At 59.3% G+C, this 17,201-nt stretch carries 14 protein-coding genes; 8 read left to right on the top strand and 6 right to left on the bottom strand.

Annotation, left to right across the window (positions count from 1 at the left end; translation table 11 throughout):
* The first annotated feature begins 104 nt into the window (after nucleotides 1-104).
* A complete protein-coding gene (gene fes, locus HX773_RS01760) occupies nucleotides 105-1,334 on the top strand; it encodes an enterochelin esterase (protein WP_176970181.1) in 1,230 nt (409 codons plus the stop codon).
* Nucleotides 1,319-5,230 (top strand): enterobactin synthase subunit F, encoded by a 3,912-nt coding sequence (locus tag HX773_RS01755; RefSeq protein WP_176970180.1) that lies wholly within the window; start codon nucleotides 1,319-1,321, stop codon nucleotides 5,228-5,230. The genes fes and HX773_RS01755 overlap by 16 nt, the downstream gene beginning before the upstream one ends.
* An 80-nt stretch (nucleotides 5,231-5,310) precedes the next feature.
* On the opposite strand, the gene HX773_RS01750 is transcribed toward HX773_RS01755, so the two are convergent.
* From HX773_RS01750 to fepD, 3 genes are read right to left on the bottom strand one after another with little or no spacing between them, the layout of a single operon-like run.
* Nucleotides 5,311-6,111 carry an ATP-binding cassette domain-containing protein gene (locus HX773_RS01750; RefSeq protein WP_176970179.1) on the bottom strand — a complete coding sequence of 267 codons (801 nt, stop codon included), beginning with the start codon at nucleotides 6,109-6,111 and terminating at the stop codon, nucleotides 5,311-5,313.
* Nucleotides 6,108-7,091: an iron-enterobactin ABC transporter permease gene (gene fepG / locus HX773_RS01745; RefSeq protein WP_176970178.1), complete on the bottom strand. Its 984-nt coding sequence runs from the start codon at nucleotides 7,089-7,091 to the stop codon at nucleotides 6,108-6,110. Before fepG ends, HX773_RS01750 begins: the two co-directional genes overlap by 4 nt.
* On the bottom strand, nucleotides 7,088-8,077 hold the full coding sequence (fepD, locus tag HX773_RS01740) for a Fe(3+)-siderophore ABC transporter permease (protein WP_176970177.1): 990 nt from the start codon (nucleotides 8,075-8,077) through the stop codon (nucleotides 7,088-7,090). The genes fepG and fepD overlap by 4 nt, the downstream gene beginning before the upstream one ends.
* Before the next feature lie 141 nt (nucleotides 8,078-8,218).
* Here fepD and entS point away from each other — a divergent pair, with 141 nt between their 5' ends.
* The gene (entS, locus tag HX773_RS01735) at nucleotides 8,219-9,469 is read left to right on the top strand and encodes an enterobactin transporter EntS (RefSeq protein WP_176970176.1); all 1,251 of its coding nucleotides are present in this window, start codon (nucleotides 8,219-8,221) and stop codon (nucleotides 9,467-9,469) included.
* Here the strand turns inward: entS and fepB are convergent.
* A complete protein-coding gene (fepB, locus tag HX773_RS01730) occupies nucleotides 9,464-10,429 on the bottom strand; it encodes a Fe2+-enterobactin ABC transporter substrate-binding protein (protein WP_176970175.1) in 966 nt (321 codons plus the stop codon). The genes entS and fepB overlap by 6 nt on opposite strands.
* Nucleotides 10,430-10,605: 176 nt before the next feature.
* Here fepB and HX773_RS01725 point away from each other — a divergent pair, with 176 nt between their 5' ends.
* From HX773_RS01725 to HX773_RS01705, 5 genes are read left to right on the top strand one after another with little or no spacing between them, the layout of a single operon-like run.
* On the top strand, nucleotides 10,606-11,787 hold the full coding sequence (locus HX773_RS01725; protein WP_176970174.1) for an isochorismate synthase: 1,182 nt from the start codon (nucleotides 10,606-10,608) through the stop codon (nucleotides 11,785-11,787).
* A 10-nt stretch (nucleotides 11,788-11,797) separates the two neighbouring features.
* A complete protein-coding gene (locus HX773_RS01720) occupies nucleotides 11,798-13,414 on the top strand; it encodes a (2,3-dihydroxybenzoyl)adenylate synthase (RefSeq protein ID WP_176970173.1) in 1,617 nt (538 codons plus the stop codon).
* Nucleotides 13,415-13,432: 18 nt separating this feature from the next.
* Nucleotides 13,433-14,287, top strand: a complete 855-nt coding sequence (locus HX773_RS01715) for an isochorismatase (RefSeq protein ID WP_176970172.1) — start codon at nucleotides 13,433-13,435, stop codon at nucleotides 14,285-14,287.
* The gene (gene dhbA, locus HX773_RS01710; protein WP_176970171.1) at nucleotides 14,284-15,042 is read left to right on the top strand and encodes a 2,3-dihydro-2,3-dihydroxybenzoate dehydrogenase; all 759 of its coding nucleotides are present in this window, start codon (nucleotides 14,284-14,286) and stop codon (nucleotides 15,040-15,042) included. Before HX773_RS01715 ends, dhbA begins: the two co-directional genes overlap by 4 nt.
* Nucleotides 15,043-15,045: 3 nt before the next feature.
* Nucleotides 15,046-15,462, top strand: a complete 417-nt coding sequence (locus HX773_RS01705) for a hotdog fold thioesterase (protein WP_176970170.1) — start codon at nucleotides 15,046-15,048, stop codon at nucleotides 15,460-15,462.
* A 41-nt stretch (nucleotides 15,463-15,503) separates the two neighbouring features.
* Here HX773_RS01705 and cgtA read toward each other — a convergent pair whose 3' ends face one another.
* Nucleotides 15,504-16,679, bottom strand: coding sequence for an Obg family GTPase CgtA (cgtA, locus tag HX773_RS01700; RefSeq protein WP_176970169.1), 1,176 nt, complete (start codon nucleotides 16,677-16,679; stop codon nucleotides 15,504-15,506).
* 249 nt (nucleotides 16,680-16,928) lie between these two features.
* On the bottom strand, nucleotides 16,929-17,186 hold the full coding sequence (rpmA, locus tag HX773_RS01695; protein ID WP_007886647.1) for a 50S ribosomal protein L27: 258 nt from the start codon (nucleotides 17,184-17,186) through the stop codon (nucleotides 16,929-16,931).
* Nucleotides 17,187-17,201 lie beyond the last annotated feature (15 nt).

The following is a 17,201-nucleotide window of genomic DNA, read 5'->3' as shown; positions in this document are numbered from 1 at the left end:
CTCATTTTTGAGCGCAGCCACCCTATTGCAAATGCAAATTATTATCAATAGTATTATTCATCAAGCTTATGTAAATCTCCGCGTAAACACCGACTGGCAGCCCTATGACCTGGCGAAATGATGTAACCGGCAGTGCAGCCTGGTGGCAGGCGCAACAATCCCAAGGCATTCCCCGCATTGAGTTAGCAGACGATGGCCAATGTCAGGTCACCTTCTTCTGGCGTGACCCGCAAGGCGATGAAACGCAATCGTCGACCCAGCGCGTGTGGATCAACATCACCGGCGTGACCGATCACCACCAGCGCCGCCCGCCGCAATCATTGATGCGCGTGGCCGGCACCAACGTCTGGTATTGGCAGACCTCGCTGCCCGCCAACTGGCGCGGCAGTTACTGTTTGATGCCTGATGATCAAGCCACGGACTTCACCGGCATTGCCGAGATGTCCACGCTGCGCAACTGGTGGCGCGACAAATTCCCAACGGCGCAGGCCGATCCGCTCAATAGCTTACGTGGCTGGTCCGGTGGTCGCGGCATGGGCGTCTCGCCGCTGCATCTGCCCCACGCGCCCGATCAACAGCTGTGGCAAGCGGTGGATAACGGCACCGCGCCAACCATTAAACTGCAACAGCAGCAATGGGATAGCGCACTATTAGGCAACAGCCGCAAGGTGTGGATTTACACCACTGGCGCAGCCAATCCCGCACAGCGTCCGCTGGCCATCATGCTTGATGGGCAATTCTGGGCGCACAGCATGCCGATTGCCGGACCGCTGCAGCAGCTCACCGATGCCGGTTCTTTGCCGCCAGCGGTGTATCTGTTTATCGACATCATTGACCGCGAACACCGCAGCCGCGAGCTGCCGTGTAACGCGCAGTTTTGGCAAGCCATTCAGCAAGAACTGTTACCACAAATTGCACAATCAACGCCTTATCGCCAGCAGGCGGACAGCACCATCGTCGCCGGACAAAGCTTTGGCGGCCTGGCGTCGGTGTTTGCCGCGCTGCACTGGCCGGAAACCTTTGGCAACGCGCTCAGCTTGTCCGGCTCCTTCTGGTGGCCGGAACGCGGCAATCCGCACGGCTGGCTGCTGCAGGCGCTGGATAGCGGTCTCGCGCCGCGCCAACCGCTGCGTTTCTGGCTCGAAGCGGGCAGACGCGAAGGCTTGATTTTGCAAGCTAATCAACAACTTCAACAGCAGCTTAGCGCTGCCGGCTATCAGGTAAATTACCTGCCGGTGGAAGGCGGCCATGACGCGCTCTGTTGGCGCGGCGGCCTGCTGAGTGGCCTACAAGCGCTGTGGAGCAAACCGGAGCATCCATGTCCGAATCCCTGATGAATAAGCCTATGACCGACCAACAAACCTTGCCGTTAGTCGCGGCACAGCCCGGCATCTGGATTGCCGATCAGCTGTCACCGCACCACAACGCTTACGCGGTGGCGCACTTTGTCGAACTGCGCGGTGAGATTGATAGCGCCCTGTTGGCGCAGGCGATTGTGGCGGGCATGCAGGAAGCCGACACGCTGAACATGGCATTTGGTGAGGTGGAAGGCGAAGCGTTGCAGTGGCCGCAGCCACACGCCTTTAGCCTGCCGCAGATTGTCGATTTGCGCGCTGAGGCCGATGCGCCTGCCAAAGCGCGCGCGCTGATGCGTGACGACATGAATGGCGATCTGCGCGTATTGAGCGGCGCAAAGCTGTGGCATCACCGCCTGTTCCGTCTCGACGATCAGCATTGGTTTTGGTATCAGCGCTATCACCATTTGGTGGTGGATGGCTTCAGCTTTACCGCGCTGACGCGCCGCATCGCCAACCTCTACAGTGCGGCCGTACGCCAGCAAGCCGCTGAACCGACGCCATTTATTCCGTTTAGCGAAGTGGTTGAAGAGTATCAGCGCTACCGCGAATCCTCCTCTTTTGCGCGTGACAGCCAATTCTGGCGCGAAAAAGGTGCGGCGCTGCCCTCACCGGCTTCGCTCTCGCCGCTGCCGCTCGCCGGTCAACACGCCAGCACCGATCTGCTGCGCCACAGCGTTACGCTGGATCGCAGCACCTTCCAGACGCTGGTGCAGCAGCATCCGCACGCCAGCGCGGCCGATCTCGCCTTTGCGCTGGTGGCGCTCTGGCTGGCGCGTCTCAGCGGGCAAAACGACTTTGCCGCTGGCTTCATCTTTATGCGCCGCATCGGCTCGGCCGCCTTGTGCGCCACCGGTCCGGTGATCAACGTATTGCCGATGGCGGTCCATTACGACCCGACGCAGCCGATCAGCGCGCTCGCCGCGCAGCTGGCGGGCGAAGTGAAAAAGATGCGTCGTCATCAGCGCTATGACGCCGAACAGGTGCAGCGCGATCTCGGCCGCCTCGGCGATGGCGATCCGCTGTACGGTCCGGTAATCAACCTGAAGATGTTTGATTACCAGCTCGATTTCGCTGGCGTGGAAGGTATCACCCATCAACTGGCGTCCGGGCCGGTGCGCGATCTGGAGATCGCCATTTATATCAGCGAGCACGGTGAACTGACGCTGGAGCTATTGGCGAATGCCGAACGCTACAGCGAACAAACCTTGCAGCGTCATGCCAGCCGTTTTGCCCTGCTGCTCGATCAGCTGGCGCAACAGCCGCAGCGGCCGTGCGGCGAACTCGATCTGCTCACTGCCGAAGAGCATGCGCAGATTGCCGGGATCAACCAAACCGCTTATCCGCTGCCAGCAGAAACGCTGGCGTCACTGTTAGCGCAGCAGGCGGCACGCACACCCGATGCACCGGCGCTGGCCGATGCGCAGCATCAGCTCAGCTACCGCGAGATGCAGCAGCAGGTGTTTGCGCTGGCCGCCGATCTCAGCGCCGCCGGGGTGCAGCGTGGCGATATTGTCGCCGTGGCGCTGCCGCGTTCGGTGCAGCTTTCACTGGCGCTACAGGCGATTGTTTCGCTCGGCGCTGCGTATTTGCCGCTCGATACTGGTTATCCGGATGACCGTTTGCAGCTGATGCTGGAAGACGCCGCGCCAAAAACGCTGATCACCTGCGCGGCGCTCAGCGCGCGCTTCAGCGCCATCGCCTCGGTCAATCAGCTGCATTTTGATGTGCTGTATCACAATGTCCATGCGCCGCAGCCGGCCAGCGCGCCGACGCCGCAGGATGGCGCCTACATCATTTACACCTCAGGTTCGACCGGTCGCCCTAAAGGCGTGCTGGTGGGACATGAAGCGATCGTCAATCGTCTGTTGTGGATGCAGGATCGCTATCCGCTGCAAGCCGATGATGTGGTGCTGCAAAAAACCCCGAGCAGCTTCGACGTTTCGGTGTGGGAATTCTTCTGGCCGCTGCTGGTCGGTGCGCAGTTGGTGATGGCGCCGCCAGAAGCCCATCGCGACCCGGAAGCGCTGCAGCAGCTGTTTGCCCGCTACAAAGTCACCACCACGCATTTCGTTCCCTCGATGCTGGCGGCCTTTGTCGCGGCGCTGGATGATCCACCGGCGATTGCCCGCTGCGCCAGCCTGCGTAACGTATTCTGCAGCGGTGAAGCGCTGCCGACGGATTTATCGCGCGAGTGGGAAAAACTGACGCGCGTGCCGCTGCACAATCTGTATGGCCCAACCGAAGCGGCGGTGGATGTCAGCTGGTATCCGGCGTTTGGTGATGCCCTCGCCGCCGTCGAAGGTGCCAGCGTGCCGATTGGTTTCCCGGTGTGGAATACCGGCCTGCGCATCCTTGATGCCCGCATGCAGCCGGTGCCGCCGGGCGTGGCGGGCGATCTCTACTTAACCGGCGTGCAGCTGGCGCATGGCTATCTCGGCCGTCCCGATCTCACTGCCAGCCGCTTTATCGCCGATCCTTTCATGCCCGGCGAGCGCATGTATCTCACCGGCGACGTGGCGCGCTGGCTGGATAACGGTGCGGTGGAATATCTCGGTCGCAGCGACGATCAGCTGAAGATTCGCGGTCAGCGTATCGAACTGAATGAGATCGATCATGTGCTCAGCGCGCAGCCCGGCATTGAGCAGGCGGTCACACACGCGGTGGTACTCGGCGATACCGCGGCGCAAGGTGATGCGCGTCAGCTGGTTGGTTACGTGATTGCCGGGCAGCCGGTTGATAGCGACGCGCTGCGTCAGGCGCTGGCGCAACGCTTGCCCGCGCATATGGTGCCGGTAGCCATTGTGCAGCTCGATGCCTTCCCGCTCAGCAGCAATGGCAAGCTGGATCGCAAAGCGCTGCCGTTGCCCGCATCCGCCAGCGCCAGTGCGGGACGTGCACCGCACGCCGGGCTGGAAACCACGCTGGCAAACGCTTTCTGTCAGCTGCTGGCGCGCGAAGAAATCAGCGCGCAGGATGACTTTTTTGCCCTCGGCGGCCATTCGCTGCTGGCGATGCGCTTAGCGGCGCAGCTGCGGCGTGAGCTGCAACAGCCGGTTTCGGTGGGGCAAATCATGGTGGCCTCAACGGTGGAGAAGCTGGCAAGGCTGCTCAGCGATACGCAATCCCATCAGCAAGCCGGTTTCGAAGCAGTGCTGCCGCTACGTCAGGGCAACGGACCAACGCTGTTCTGCTTCCATCCGGCGTCAGGTTTTGCCTGGCAGTTCAGTATCCTGCAGCGTTATCTCGATGAGCGCTGGTCGCTGGTCGGCATTCAGTCGCCGGATATCAGCAGCCCGCTGAACCAAAGCGCGCATCTGGATGACGTGTGCGACGCCCATCTGCAAACCCTGCGCGACGTGCAGCCGCACGGACCTTACTATTTCCTCGGCTATTCGCTTGGCGGCACCCTGGCGCAAGGCATCGCGGCACGGCTGGAAGCGGCAGGTGAAGAGGTGGCGTTCCTCGGCCTGCTGGATACCTGGCCGCCAGAAACGCAAAACTGGGATGAGAAACGCGGCGAGAACGTGCTGGATCCGGCGGTGCTGGAAGAGGTGAACCGCGAGCGCGAGCAGTTTATCGCCGCGCAGCGCCATCAAGCCGGTGAAGAGATGCGTGCGATGTTCGATACCATCGAGGCCAACTACGCCAGTTCGGTGCGCCTGCTGGCGACGGCACGCAGCGCGCGTTTCAACGGTCGCGCCACGCTGTTCCTCGCCGAACAGACGCAGCAGCCAGGACAAGATGCGCGCCGCGCCTGGGCACCGTATGTCGGTGAACTGGAAGTGTGGCCGATGGATTGCGCCCACGTGGAGATCATTTCACCGCGGATGTTTGAGCAGATCGGGCCGTTGTTGCAGGAGTTATTGGGGTAATTTGCAAGAAGGTCGCCATGAATGGCGACCCTACGCAGGGCCGGTACGATGTTGTAGGGTCGCCATTTATGGCGACCTCCTCAATTACTCCCGCGCCCCAGCGGCACTATCATCGGCGTATGCGCCACCGGATCGTCCACAATCACGCAGCGCAAGCCATACACCTGCTCGATCAACGCGGGCGTCACAATCTCCGACGGCTTCCCTTCGGCAACAATCTTGCCGTAGCGCATCGCGATCAAATGCGTGGCATAGCGACAAGCGTGGTTAAGATCGTGCAGCACCACCACCAGCGTTCGCCCATGCTGTTGATTCAGCTCCTGCATCAACTCCAGCAGCTCAATTTGATGGGTGATATCCAGCCAGGTGGTCGGTTCATCCAGCAGCAGCAGCGGCGTTTCCTGCGCCAATACCATGGCAATCCACACGCGCTGACGCTGACCGCCCGATAACGTATCCACTGACTGCTGCGCCAAATCGGCCACGCCGGTGGCGCGCATCGCATTCTGCACCGCCGCTTCATCTTCCGCACGCCAGCGCCCAAACAGCGCCTGATGCGGATAACGTCCGCGCGCCACCAGCTCGGTGACGCTGATGCCCGCCGGTGCGTTGGAACTTTGCGGCAGCAAACCCAAACGCCGCGCCACCTCTTTGGTGGGATAGCTGGCAATGGCCGCGCCATCCAGTAACACCTCACCTTTCAGCGGCGTATGCAGGCGACTCAGCGTGCGCAGCAGCGTCGATTTTCCGCAGGCGTTAGGGCCGATAATCACCGTCAGCTCACCTTGCGGAATCGCCACTGACAGATTCTCTGCAACCACCTTTTTGTCGTAGCCCAGCGTCAGGCCATCGCCGCGCAGACGTGAAGGGATATCGGTCATTGGCGTCGCGCCTCCCGCACCAGTAAAGCGATCAGATAAAGTCCACCGAGAATGACGGTTATCACGCCAACCGGTAATTGATAAGGCAGGAACAGATGCTGCGCGGCGAAGTCTGCGGCAATCAGCAACAGCGCGCCGCACAGCGCCGCCAGCGGCAAAGCACCTTTGACGCCGCCGCCGAGACGACGGGCAATCTGTGGCGCCAGCAGCGCGACAAACGAAATCGGCCCGACCAGCGCGGTTGACGCCGCCGTAAGCACCACGCCAATCAGCATCAGCCACATGCGGCTGCGCTCCACCGGCACGCCGAGCGCGCAGGCGGTATCATCGCCCATCTCCAGCAAACGCATCCGCCGCGCCAACAGCGCCATCAGCAGTAACGCCAGCAGCAGCACCGCAATCACCGGCGGCGTTTTTGCCCAGGTAATGCCGTTGAGCGATCCGGCGCTCCACAAACCCGCACTCAGCGCCGACTCCAGCGAGGCGCTGATAATCAACCATGAATTCAACGCCATCAGTAGCGCACGCACGCTGATGCCGACGATAATCAGGCGGAAGGTCTCCACGCCGTTGCGCCAGGCAAACAGATAGACTAACGCCGCCGTGGCGATGCCGCCAATCAACGCTGCGCCGGTCATCGCCGTGATGCTTTGATTGAACAGCACCAGCGCCACTAGCACGCCGCTGTAAGCGCCGGTATTGAAGCCGAGAATGTCCGGGCTGCCGAGCGGATTGCGCAGCAGCGACTGGAAAATCGCGCCGCTGATGCCTAACGCCGCACCAATCAGCAGCGCCATCAGCACGCGCGGCAAGCGCCACTCCAGCACGATCAGTTTGACGTTGCTGGCGCCCTGACCGAGCAGAATTTGCCAGATTTGCTCCCCGCTGATCTGCAATGCGCCGCGCGTCATCGCCAGATAAGCCAGCAGAGCGCAGGCGCACAGCAGCCAAAGCGTATGTAATCCGACACGACGCGTCATATTGCACCCCGGCCCAATTTACGGCGCACCAGCACAATCAGCATGGGTGCACCGAGCATCGCCGTGACGATGGAAACCCGCAGCTCGCCCGCCACCAGCAGGCGGCCAAGAATATCGGCGGCGAGCAGCAGAATCGGCGTGATCAGCGCGGTCGCAGGCAGCATCCAGCGGTGATCGTTGCCCACCAGCCAGCGGGCAAAGTGCGGCGTCATCAAACCGACAAACGCAATCGGGCCCACCGCCGCCGTGGCTGCGCCGCACAACAGCGCAATCGCCAGCAGGCCAAGCAGTTGGGTGCGCGCCACCCGCGTACCGAGCGCGGTCGCCATGTCGCCACCCATACTCAAACTGTTCAGCGCCTGCGACAGCGCAATGGCCACCACGCTGCCGATCAGCACCGCCGGGAACAGCGTGCGCAACGTGGTGAAATTGCGAATATCCAGCGAGCCGCTGTGCCAGAAGCGCAGATGATCGTAGATGTCGGGATTGAGCAGCGACAGGCCAGAGGTTAATCCATCCAGCACCGCGCCCAGCGCCACGCCGGCCAGCGTCAGACGTACCGGATTGACGCGCCCGCCGCCAATCGCGCCGGTCATCGCCACCAGCACTGAAGCCAGCAGCGCGCCGCCAAAGGCGAAGCCGAGCCAATCCAACGGCGAGTCAGCACCGAACAGCGCAATGCCAATCACCACCGCAAATCCGGCTCCGGCGTTGACGCCTAGAATGCCGGGATCGGCCAGCGGATTGCGCGTCAGGCTCTGCATCAACGCACCGGCGAGGCCGAGCGCCACGCCCGCCAGTAAACCGGCTAGCGTGCGCGGCAGGCGCGCGTCGCGCACAATGACGCACTCCGCGCTGTTACAGGAGGTGGTAAGCGAATGATAAACATCGGGAAGCGGTATTGATTTTGCCCCCAGCATTAAGCTGAGCGCGATGAGGAGCAAGAGCAGAATCCCTGAGCCTGCTAATGCACGAATCTGGCGCATAGCGTTCTAAACCTTCACTGTTCAACGTCGTCGCATGCGCGATGTAACTTGATAATGGTTATCGTTATTACTCGCGTTTAGCTATGTTACCATGACTCGCCTCGCGGACGATGAGGAAAATTGGTGCAATAAGGCGAACACATGAACAAATCTTCCCACTTTATCGATCTCTCGCTGCTGAAAACCCATCCGGCTTTTCGCGCGGTGTTTATCGCGCGTTTTATCTCGATTGTCGCGCTCGGCATGCTCGCCGTGGCGGTGCCGGTACAGATTCAGCACATGACCCATTCACCGCTGCTGGTGGGCTTGGCGGTGACGCTGGCCGCTGCCGGCATGTTTATCGGCCTGCTCACCGGCGGCGTTTTGGCAGATCGCCATGAACGCAAAAAGCTGATTTTGTTTGCCCGATCGACCTGCGGCTTAGGTTTTATCGCGCTGGCCATCAACGCCGCGCTACCGGAACCCTCTTTGATCGCGGTTTATCTGCTGGGTTTCTGGGATGGCTTTTTCGGCGCGATTGGCGTTACCGCGCTGCTGGCGGCGACGCCCGCGCTGGTCGGCAGGGAAAACATTATGCAGGCGGGCGCTATCACCATGTTGACGGTGCGCTTCGGCTCGATTTTATCGCCCGCGATTGCCGGTTTGGTGATTGCCCACGGCGGCGTGACGTGGAACTACGCACTCGCTGCCTTTGGCACCTTACTTACCGTGTTAACGCTGCTGAAACTGCCGACCTTGCCGCCTCCGCCGCAGCCGCGTGAACATCCGCTGAAATCCCTCGCCGCTGGCGTGCAGTTTCTTTTCGCCAGTCCGATTGTCGGCATGGTGGCGCTGATTGGCGCATTGGTCACGCTGGCCAGCGCGGTGCGCGTGCTTTATCCGTCACTCGCGCCGCATTGGTCAGTGAGCGCTGACCAGCTTGGCCTGATGTATGCCGCCGTGCCGCTCGGCGCAGCGATCGGCGCGTTCACCAGCGGTAAACTGAAACACGCCGCGCATCCCGGACAGCTGGTGCTCGGCAGTGCGATTGCGGCGTTTGTCGCGCTGGGATTGTTTAGCCTGATGCCGAATCTGCCGCTGGCGTTAGCCTGTTTAGTCGCTTTCGGTTACTTCAGCGCCATCAACAGCCTGGTACAGTACGCGATGATTCAGGCATTAACGCCAGATCATCTGTTGGGCCGCATCAACGGCTTGTGGACCGCACAGAACGTGACCGGCGATGCGATTGGTGCAGCGGTAATTGGCGCGATGGGTTCATGGTTGCTGCCACCACAGGCCGCCGCGGTATTTGGCTTTGCGGCGGCGCTGCTCGGCATCGTGATGTGGTTGGTGATGGGCCGTTTACGTCGTTACCATCCGCCAGCACCAGAGCTGGCGGAACAGGCATCATGATTTAACGAACAGCTTTTCCAGACGCGCCAGCAGATTGCTGGCGCTGTAGTAATCGAGGCGGAATGAATCAACGCCCAGCTCGTAAACCTGCTTGTTTTGCACCGCCGCGTTTTGCGCGAGGAACGGATTGCTCAGCACCGATTGCGTGGTTTTATCGTCAGCGGCGAACAGCAGGAAGGTTTTACCGGTCAGGCCGCTGGCAACGTTTTCGCCCGACAGCTGAATGATGTCTTTGCGCTGTCCCATGCTGTGTCCCTGCTCAACCGTCGCCGGTGGCGTCGCCAGGGTAAAGCCAAGTTGTTCCAGCAGCTTGCCCTGCGCCGAAGCTGCGGTCCACACATTGACCGCGCGTCCGCCGCCGTTCCACACCATTGCGGAGACCGGCTGCGGTGGCAGCGTGATGGCTTTTTTCAGCGCCGCTTCACGATCGTCGAAAGCTTTAATGCGCTGCGCCGCCTGCGCTTCATGCCCGGTCGCCTGGCCTAACTGCGTGACGACATCCTGCCAGCTTTTGTCGTCGTAATTGACCACCAGCGTTGGTGCGATAGCCGAAAACTGTTCGGCAAGCTTGATGGCAGAATCGTTGCCGGTGGCGCTAACGATGATCAGATCCGGCGCTTGGGCGGCAACCGCTTCGGCATTCGGTTCACCGATGTACAGACGTTGAAGATGCTGCTTTTTAGCAACATCGCTCCACTGGCGGAAAAAACCCTGATCGTCGGCCAGACGACTGTTCGGCGCTGTCGCGCCGGAAGCAATGACGGGTGCATCAATGGCCAGCAGCGATCCGGTCAGCGTGACGCTGGTCGAGACAATGCGCTGCGGCGCGTGATTGAGCGTGATCGATCCGTTGGCACCCTGAACGGTGCGCGGCCAACCTTGTTCGGCATGGGCGACGCTGGTGAAAATCTGGAAAACACATATAAGGGCTGCAATGCCCCAAAAACCGCATTTATTCATAAGTTTTGGTCCACTTTTTAGCATATTGCCCTGCTTAGCGTCAGCGCCTGATTACGTCTAAACGCAGCTGAAATCCCGCGAATGGATTGACACTTTTGCCCAATCGACGTAGGTTACAGGCCCATAATAAAAATGATAATCATTCTTAATAATCTTATCATTTATAGGTGAAAATTATGGTGGAATCTTCCACGTTTGAAAATGCCTGGCTGAAGGATTATTCCGCGCTAAGCCGTGGTTTCCTCTTTACCTCGCCGTGGCGTAGTTTGGCAACGCAAGGATGCTATACCACCATTACCGCGCCGGTAGATGACGCCGCGTCGCTGGACGGTGATTTCCAACAACAGCTGCGTCAGCATTTTGCCGCGGCGAAAAAACAGGGCATCGACAATCCGATTCTGGTCGGGGCGATCCCGTTTGACGTCAGCCAGCCCGCTGCGCTGTTTATTCCTGAATCCTATCAAACGTTTAATCGCGCTGACCTGCAAAACGCGCTGCCGGAAAATGTCAGCGATCTGCCGCAGGTGCGGCGTCGCACCGCAGTGCCGGATCACGATGTGTTTACCACGATGGTGGCAGATGCGGTGGCGGCCACGCAGCGCGGCGATCTGGATAAAGTGGTGCTGTCGCGTCTGATGGATATCGTTACCGAACAGCCGGTTGATACCGCAGCGCTGATGCAGCGCGTGATTGCGCAGAACCCCAACAGCTACCATTTCCATCTGCCGCTGCCGCAAGGCGGTGCGCTGATTGGCGCCAGTCCGGAGCTGATGCTGCGCAAACAGGGGCGCGATTTTAGCTCTTGTCCGCTGGCCGGATCGGCGCGCCGCGATCATCACGATGCGCAGCTGGATCGCCTGGCCGGTGAATCGCTGATGGGATCAGACAAAGATCGTCATGAACACAAACTGGTAACGGATGCGATGCGTGACACGCTGCAAGCGCGCAGCCGTTTGCTGTCGGTGCCAACTATCCCATCGCTGATCACCACCGCCACGCTGTGGCATCTCGCCACGCAAATTGACGGTGAAGTGCAGGATGAGCGCGAAAATGCGCTGTCGCTGGCTTGCCTGTTGCATCCCACGCCAGCATTGAGCGGCTTCCCGCATCAGCGCGCACAGCAGCTCATTCAGCAGCTGGAACCTTTTGATCGCCAACTGTTTGGCGGCATCGTCGGCTGGTGCGACAGCGAAGGCAATGGCGAATGGGTGGTCACCATCCGCTGTGGCACCGTGCACGGCACGCGTGTGCGCCTGTTTGCCGGCGCGGGCATCGTTGCCGACTCCCAACCTGAATCAGAGTGGCGTGAAACCGGCGTGAAGCTGGATACCATGCTGCGCGCCTTTGGACTGCAATAAAGGAAAGAGCATGAGCATTCCCTATACTCGCTGGCCGGACGATCTGGCTGCGCGCTACCGCGAAAAAGGCTACTGGCTGGATGTGCCGATGACCGATATTTTGGCGCGTCAGCAGCATAACGATGCCATTGCGGTGATTGATGGCGATCGTCAGATCAGCTATCGCGAAATGGATGTGCTGAGCAGCAACCTGGCCGCCGCGCTGCAGCGTCGTGGCCTGCAAAACGGCGATACTGCGCTGGTGCAGCTTGGCAACGTGGCCGATTTTTATGTCACGGTATTTGCGCTGTTTAAGCTCGGCGTGGCGTCGGTATTCGCGCTGTTTAGCCATCAGCGCACCGAACTGAACGCCTATGCGGCGCAGATCGAACCTAAGCTGCTGATTGCTGATCGCACTCACGCGCTGTTTGCTGACGATAGCTTTATCAACGCACTGTGCGCCGCGCAGCCTTCGCTGCAGCAGGTAATTCTGCGTAATGACAACCAGCCGGAAAACACGCTGGAAGCGCTGATGGCGGAAGCCGCGGGTGATTTCGTCGCCACGCCAACCGCCGCCGATGAAGTGGCGTTTTTCCAGCTCTCCGGCGGCAGCACCGGCACGCCGAAGCTGATTCCGCGCACCCACAACGACTATTACTACAGCATTCGCGCCAGTGATGAGATCTGCGCAGTGACCGCCGATACGCGCTATCTCATCGCCCTGCCCGCGCCGCATAACTTTGCCATGAGCTCACCAGGTTCGCTCGGCGTGTTTTATGCCGGTGGTCAGGTGATTTTGGCTGCCGATCCCAGCGCCACGCTCTGTTTCCCGCTGATTGAGAAGCATCAGGTCACCGATACCGGTTTGGTGCCGCCGGCGGTGAGTTTGTGGCTACAGGCGATTCAGGAATGGGGCAGCAATAAACAGCTGGCTTCGCTGCAGCGCATTCAGGTGGGCGGCGCCAAGCTGGGCGAAACCCTGGCGGCACGTATTCAGCGTGAAATTGGCTGTCAGCTGCAGCAGGTGTTCGGCATGGCCGAAGGTCTGGTGAACTACACGCGCTTTGGCGACGATGAGAACATCATTCTCACCACGCAAGGCCGCCCGATCTCTGAAGACGACGAAGTGTGGGTTGCCGATGAACACGGCAACGCGCTGCCAACTGGCACCATCGGCCGCCTGATGACGCGCGGCCCATACACCTTCCGTGGCTACTACAAGAGCCCGGAACATAACGCCGCCAGCTTCGATGCCAACGGTTTTTACTGTTCAGGCGATCTGATTGAGATCGACGCGCAGGGCTACATCACCGTGCAAGGGCGCGAAAAGGATCAGATCAATCGCGGTGGCGAGAAGATCGCCGCGGAAGAGATCGAAAACCTGCTGCAGCGCCATCCGGATGTGATCCACGCTGCGCTGGTATCGATGAATGACGAACTGATGGGTGAAAAGAGCTGCGCCTTTATCGTTGCCAGCCAACCGATCAAAGCGGTGGCGCTGCGTCGTCACCTGCGTGAACTGGGCGTGGCCGAGTTCAAATTACCTGACCGTATTACCTGCGTAGATGCCCTGCCGCTGACGCCTGTCGGCAAGGTGGATAAAAAACGTTTACGCCAACAGCTTGCCGACCAACAAGCGCACGCCTGACCTGTTCCGGAGATTGTAATGGCTATTCCAAAACTGAACTCTTACGCGCTGCCCGCAGCGACTGAACTGCCAACCAACAAAGTAAAGTGGGCGGTGGAACCTCAGCGTGCCGCGCTGCTGATTCACGATATGCAGGCTTACTTCCTCAATTTCTGGGGCGAAAACAGTCCGCTGGTTAATCAGGTGGTGGAAAACATCGCTCGCCTGCGCGCTTACTGCAAAGCGCAGGGCATTCCGGTGTTCTATACCGCTCAGCCGAACGAGCAGAGCGATGCCGATCGCGCGCTGCTTAACGACATGTGGGGACCGGGCCTGAACAAACATCCGGATCAGCAGAAGATCGTTGATGCGCTGGCACCGGATCAGGACGATCAGGTACTGACCAAATGGCGTTACAGCGCCTTCGTGCGCTCACCGCTGGAATCAATCCTGCAGGAGATGGGCCGCGATCAGCTGATCATCACCGGTGTGTACGCGCACATCGGTTGCCTGACCACCGCGACTGATGCCTTTATGCGTAATATCCAGCCGTTCATGGTGGCGGATGCGCTGGCTGACTTCACGCGCGAAGAGCACATGATGGCGCTGACTTACACCGCAGGTCGCAGCGGTAAAGTGGTGATGACCGCCGATCTGATGCCGCTGCCGTTGAGCAAGGACGATCTGCGTGCGCTTATTCTGCCGCTGCTGGAAGATGACGATGTGCCTGCAGATGACGAGAACCTGATCGATTACGGTCTGGATTCAGTACGCGTGATGGCGCTGGCGGCGCGCTGGCGTCAGGTGCATAGCGATATCGATTTTGTCAGCCTGGCAAAAAATCCCACCATTAACGGTTGGTGGGCGCTGCTGTCACGGGTGCCTGCCAAATGAGTGCCACTTTTGATTTCAGCGGGAAGATCGTCTGGGTAACCGGCGCAGGCAAAGGCATTGGTTATCACACCGCACTGAGCTTCCATCAGGCCGGCGCCCAGGTGACCGGCTTCGATTTGCGTTTCGATCAGGCCGACTATCCCTTCGCCACGCAGGTGCTGGATGTGGCGAATGCTGCCGAGGTAAAGGCGGTTTGTCAGCGTTTGCTGGCAGATCAGCCACGTCTCGATGTGCTGGTGAACGGTGCTGGCATCCTGCGTATTGGCAGCACCGATGAACTGTCGTTCGACGATTGGCAGGCGTGTCTGGCGGTGAATGCTGGTGGCGCGTTCAACATGTTCCAGCAAACCTTGCCGGTGTTTCGCCAGCAGCGTGCGGGCGCGATTGTGACTATCGCCTCCAATGCGGCACATGCGCCGCGTCTTGGCATGTCCGCTTATGGCGCCTCCAAAGCTGCGCTGCGCAGTCTGTGTCTGACCGTGGGTTTAGAGATGGCACCTTACGGCGTGCGCTGCAATATCGTTTCTCCGGGTTCCACCGATACCGATATGCAACGCAGCCTGTGGCATACGCCAGAAGCCGAGCAGGAGATGATCAATGGTTTCCCGGATCAGTACAAACTGGGGATCCCGCTGCGTAAGATCGCTAAACCGCAGGAGATCGTCGCTAACGTGATGTTCCTCGCGTCGGATCTTGCCAGCCACGTGGTGCTGCAGGATATTGTGGTCGACGGTGGCGCAACGCTGGGATCCTAAGTTATGGCAATCTGGAAACGTTCGGTCGATGTTGAAACGCTGAATAAGATGGGTGAGAACTCGCTGGTGGCACACGTCGGCATTGTGTTTACCACCATCGGTGAAGATTATCTCGAAGCCACCATGCCGGTGGATGCCCGCACGCAGCAGCCGTTTGGCCTGCTACACGGCGGCGCCTCTGTGGTGCTGGCGGAGTCGATGGGATCGATCGCCGGTTATCTCAGCATCGAAGAAGGCAAAAGCGTGGTGGGGATTGAGGTGAGCGCCAGCCACCATCGCGCGGTGAGCAGCGGTGAAGTGCGCGGTATTTGCCGCCCGCTGCACTTGGGGGCACGCAATCAGAGCTGGCAGATTGAGATTCGCAATGCCCGCGACCAACTGTGCTGCACCTCGAGATTGACGGTGGCGGTGTTGGGTTAAGACATAAAAAAAGCGGCCTTCAGGCCGCTTTTTTTGTGCGATTAACGCTGGTAAATGATTTCGACGCCTTCGTCGTCTTCTTCGTCCCAGTCGTCATCCCAATCGTCGTCTTCTTCCACTTCCTGCGCTGTTTCCATGGCTTCACGGTGATAATCATCCCACATGAAGGCCACTTTCTCTGGTTGCTTCTCTTCCAGCTCAGCTTCTTTAGGATTCTCGATGATAAAGCTCATCACATCCCAGCACAGGTCGGTCACGCCATCGCGGCTCGCGGCAGAGATCAGGTAGTACTTATCTTCCCAACCCAGCGCTTCTGCAATCGCCTTAGCACGGCTTTCCGCTTCTTCACGGCTCAGCAGGTCAGTCTTGTTAAACACCAACCAGCGCGGCTTCTGGAACAGCTTATCGCTGTATTTTTCCAGTTCGCCAAGAATGATGCGGGCGTTTTCAACCGGATCAGATTCGTCGATTGGCGCGATGTCGATGAGGTGTAACAGAACGCGACAACGCTCAAGGTGCTTCAGGAAGCGAATACCCAGACCTGCGCCATCCGCTGCGCCTTCAATCAGGCCAGGAATGTCGGCGACAACAAAGCTCTTTTCGTTGTCCATACGCACCACGCCAAGGCTTGGCACCAGCGTAGTAAACGGATAATCCGCGACTTTGGGTTTCGCTGCGGATACCGAGCGAATAAAGGTCGATTTACCGGCATTCGGCAGACCCAACATACCAACGTCAGCCAGCAGCATCAGTTCCAGTTGCAGGTCACGCTTCTCGCCCGGTGTTCCCATAGTTTTTTGACGCGGGGAACGGTTAACTGAGGATTTAAAGCGCGTGTTACCAAGGCCATGCCAGCCGCCTTTCGCCACCATCAGCTTCTGCTCATGACGCGTCATGTCGCCCAGCGTTTCGCCGGTACCCTGGTCAATCACGCGGGTACCAACGGGCACTTTAACGATGATGTCTTTACCACGTTTACCGGTGCAATCACGGCTTTGGCCATTCTGGCCACGTTCGGCACGGAAAGACTTTTCAAAGCGATAATCGATCAGGGTGTTGAGGTTTTCATCCGCCAACAGATATACGTCGCCGCCGTCGCCGCCGTCGCCGCCATCCGGGCCGCCTCTTGGAATATATTTTTCACGGCGGAAGCTTACGCAACCGTTGCCGCCATCACCCGCGACCGCAAGGATCGTCGCTTCATCTACAAACTTCATTTTATTTCTCCGTCACGCTGTCGTTCACGGCAGCTTGCAGGCCGCAAACGGGTCCGCCAGGGTCTTCTGCGCTGACCGACGGCGGATAATACAAGACTGGCAAAGCCAGGAGTACATAAATTGTACAACAACTGTGCTAAAGCGTAACTGTTATCCAGCAAGCTCAGTAGCAGAATGTAAAAAGCCCCGCAAAGCTGCGGGGCCTTTCATTCGTGTATTCAGACGTTAGACGTCTGCAGCACGACAACCTTACTCAGCAACGATGCTGATATATTTACGGTTGTTCGGGCCTTTAATCTCGAATTTTACTTTGCCGTCTGCGGTGGCAAACAGGGTGTGGTCACGACCACAACCTACGTTGCTACCTGCGTGGAATTTGGTGCCACGCTGACGAACGATGATGCTACCTGCCAGAACAGATTCGCCACCGAAACGTTTTACACCCAGACGTTTTGCGTTGGAGTCGCGACCGTTACGGGTCGAGCCACCAGCCTTCTTATGTGCCATTTGTCAGATCTCCTC

The sequence above is a fragment of the Pantoea sp. B9002 genome (assembly GCF_013385945.1).
Classification (GTDB): Bacteria; Pseudomonadota; Gammaproteobacteria; order Enterobacterales; family Enterobacteriaceae; genus Pantoea.
This window is presented reverse-complemented; position numbering and strand designations above follow the sequence as displayed.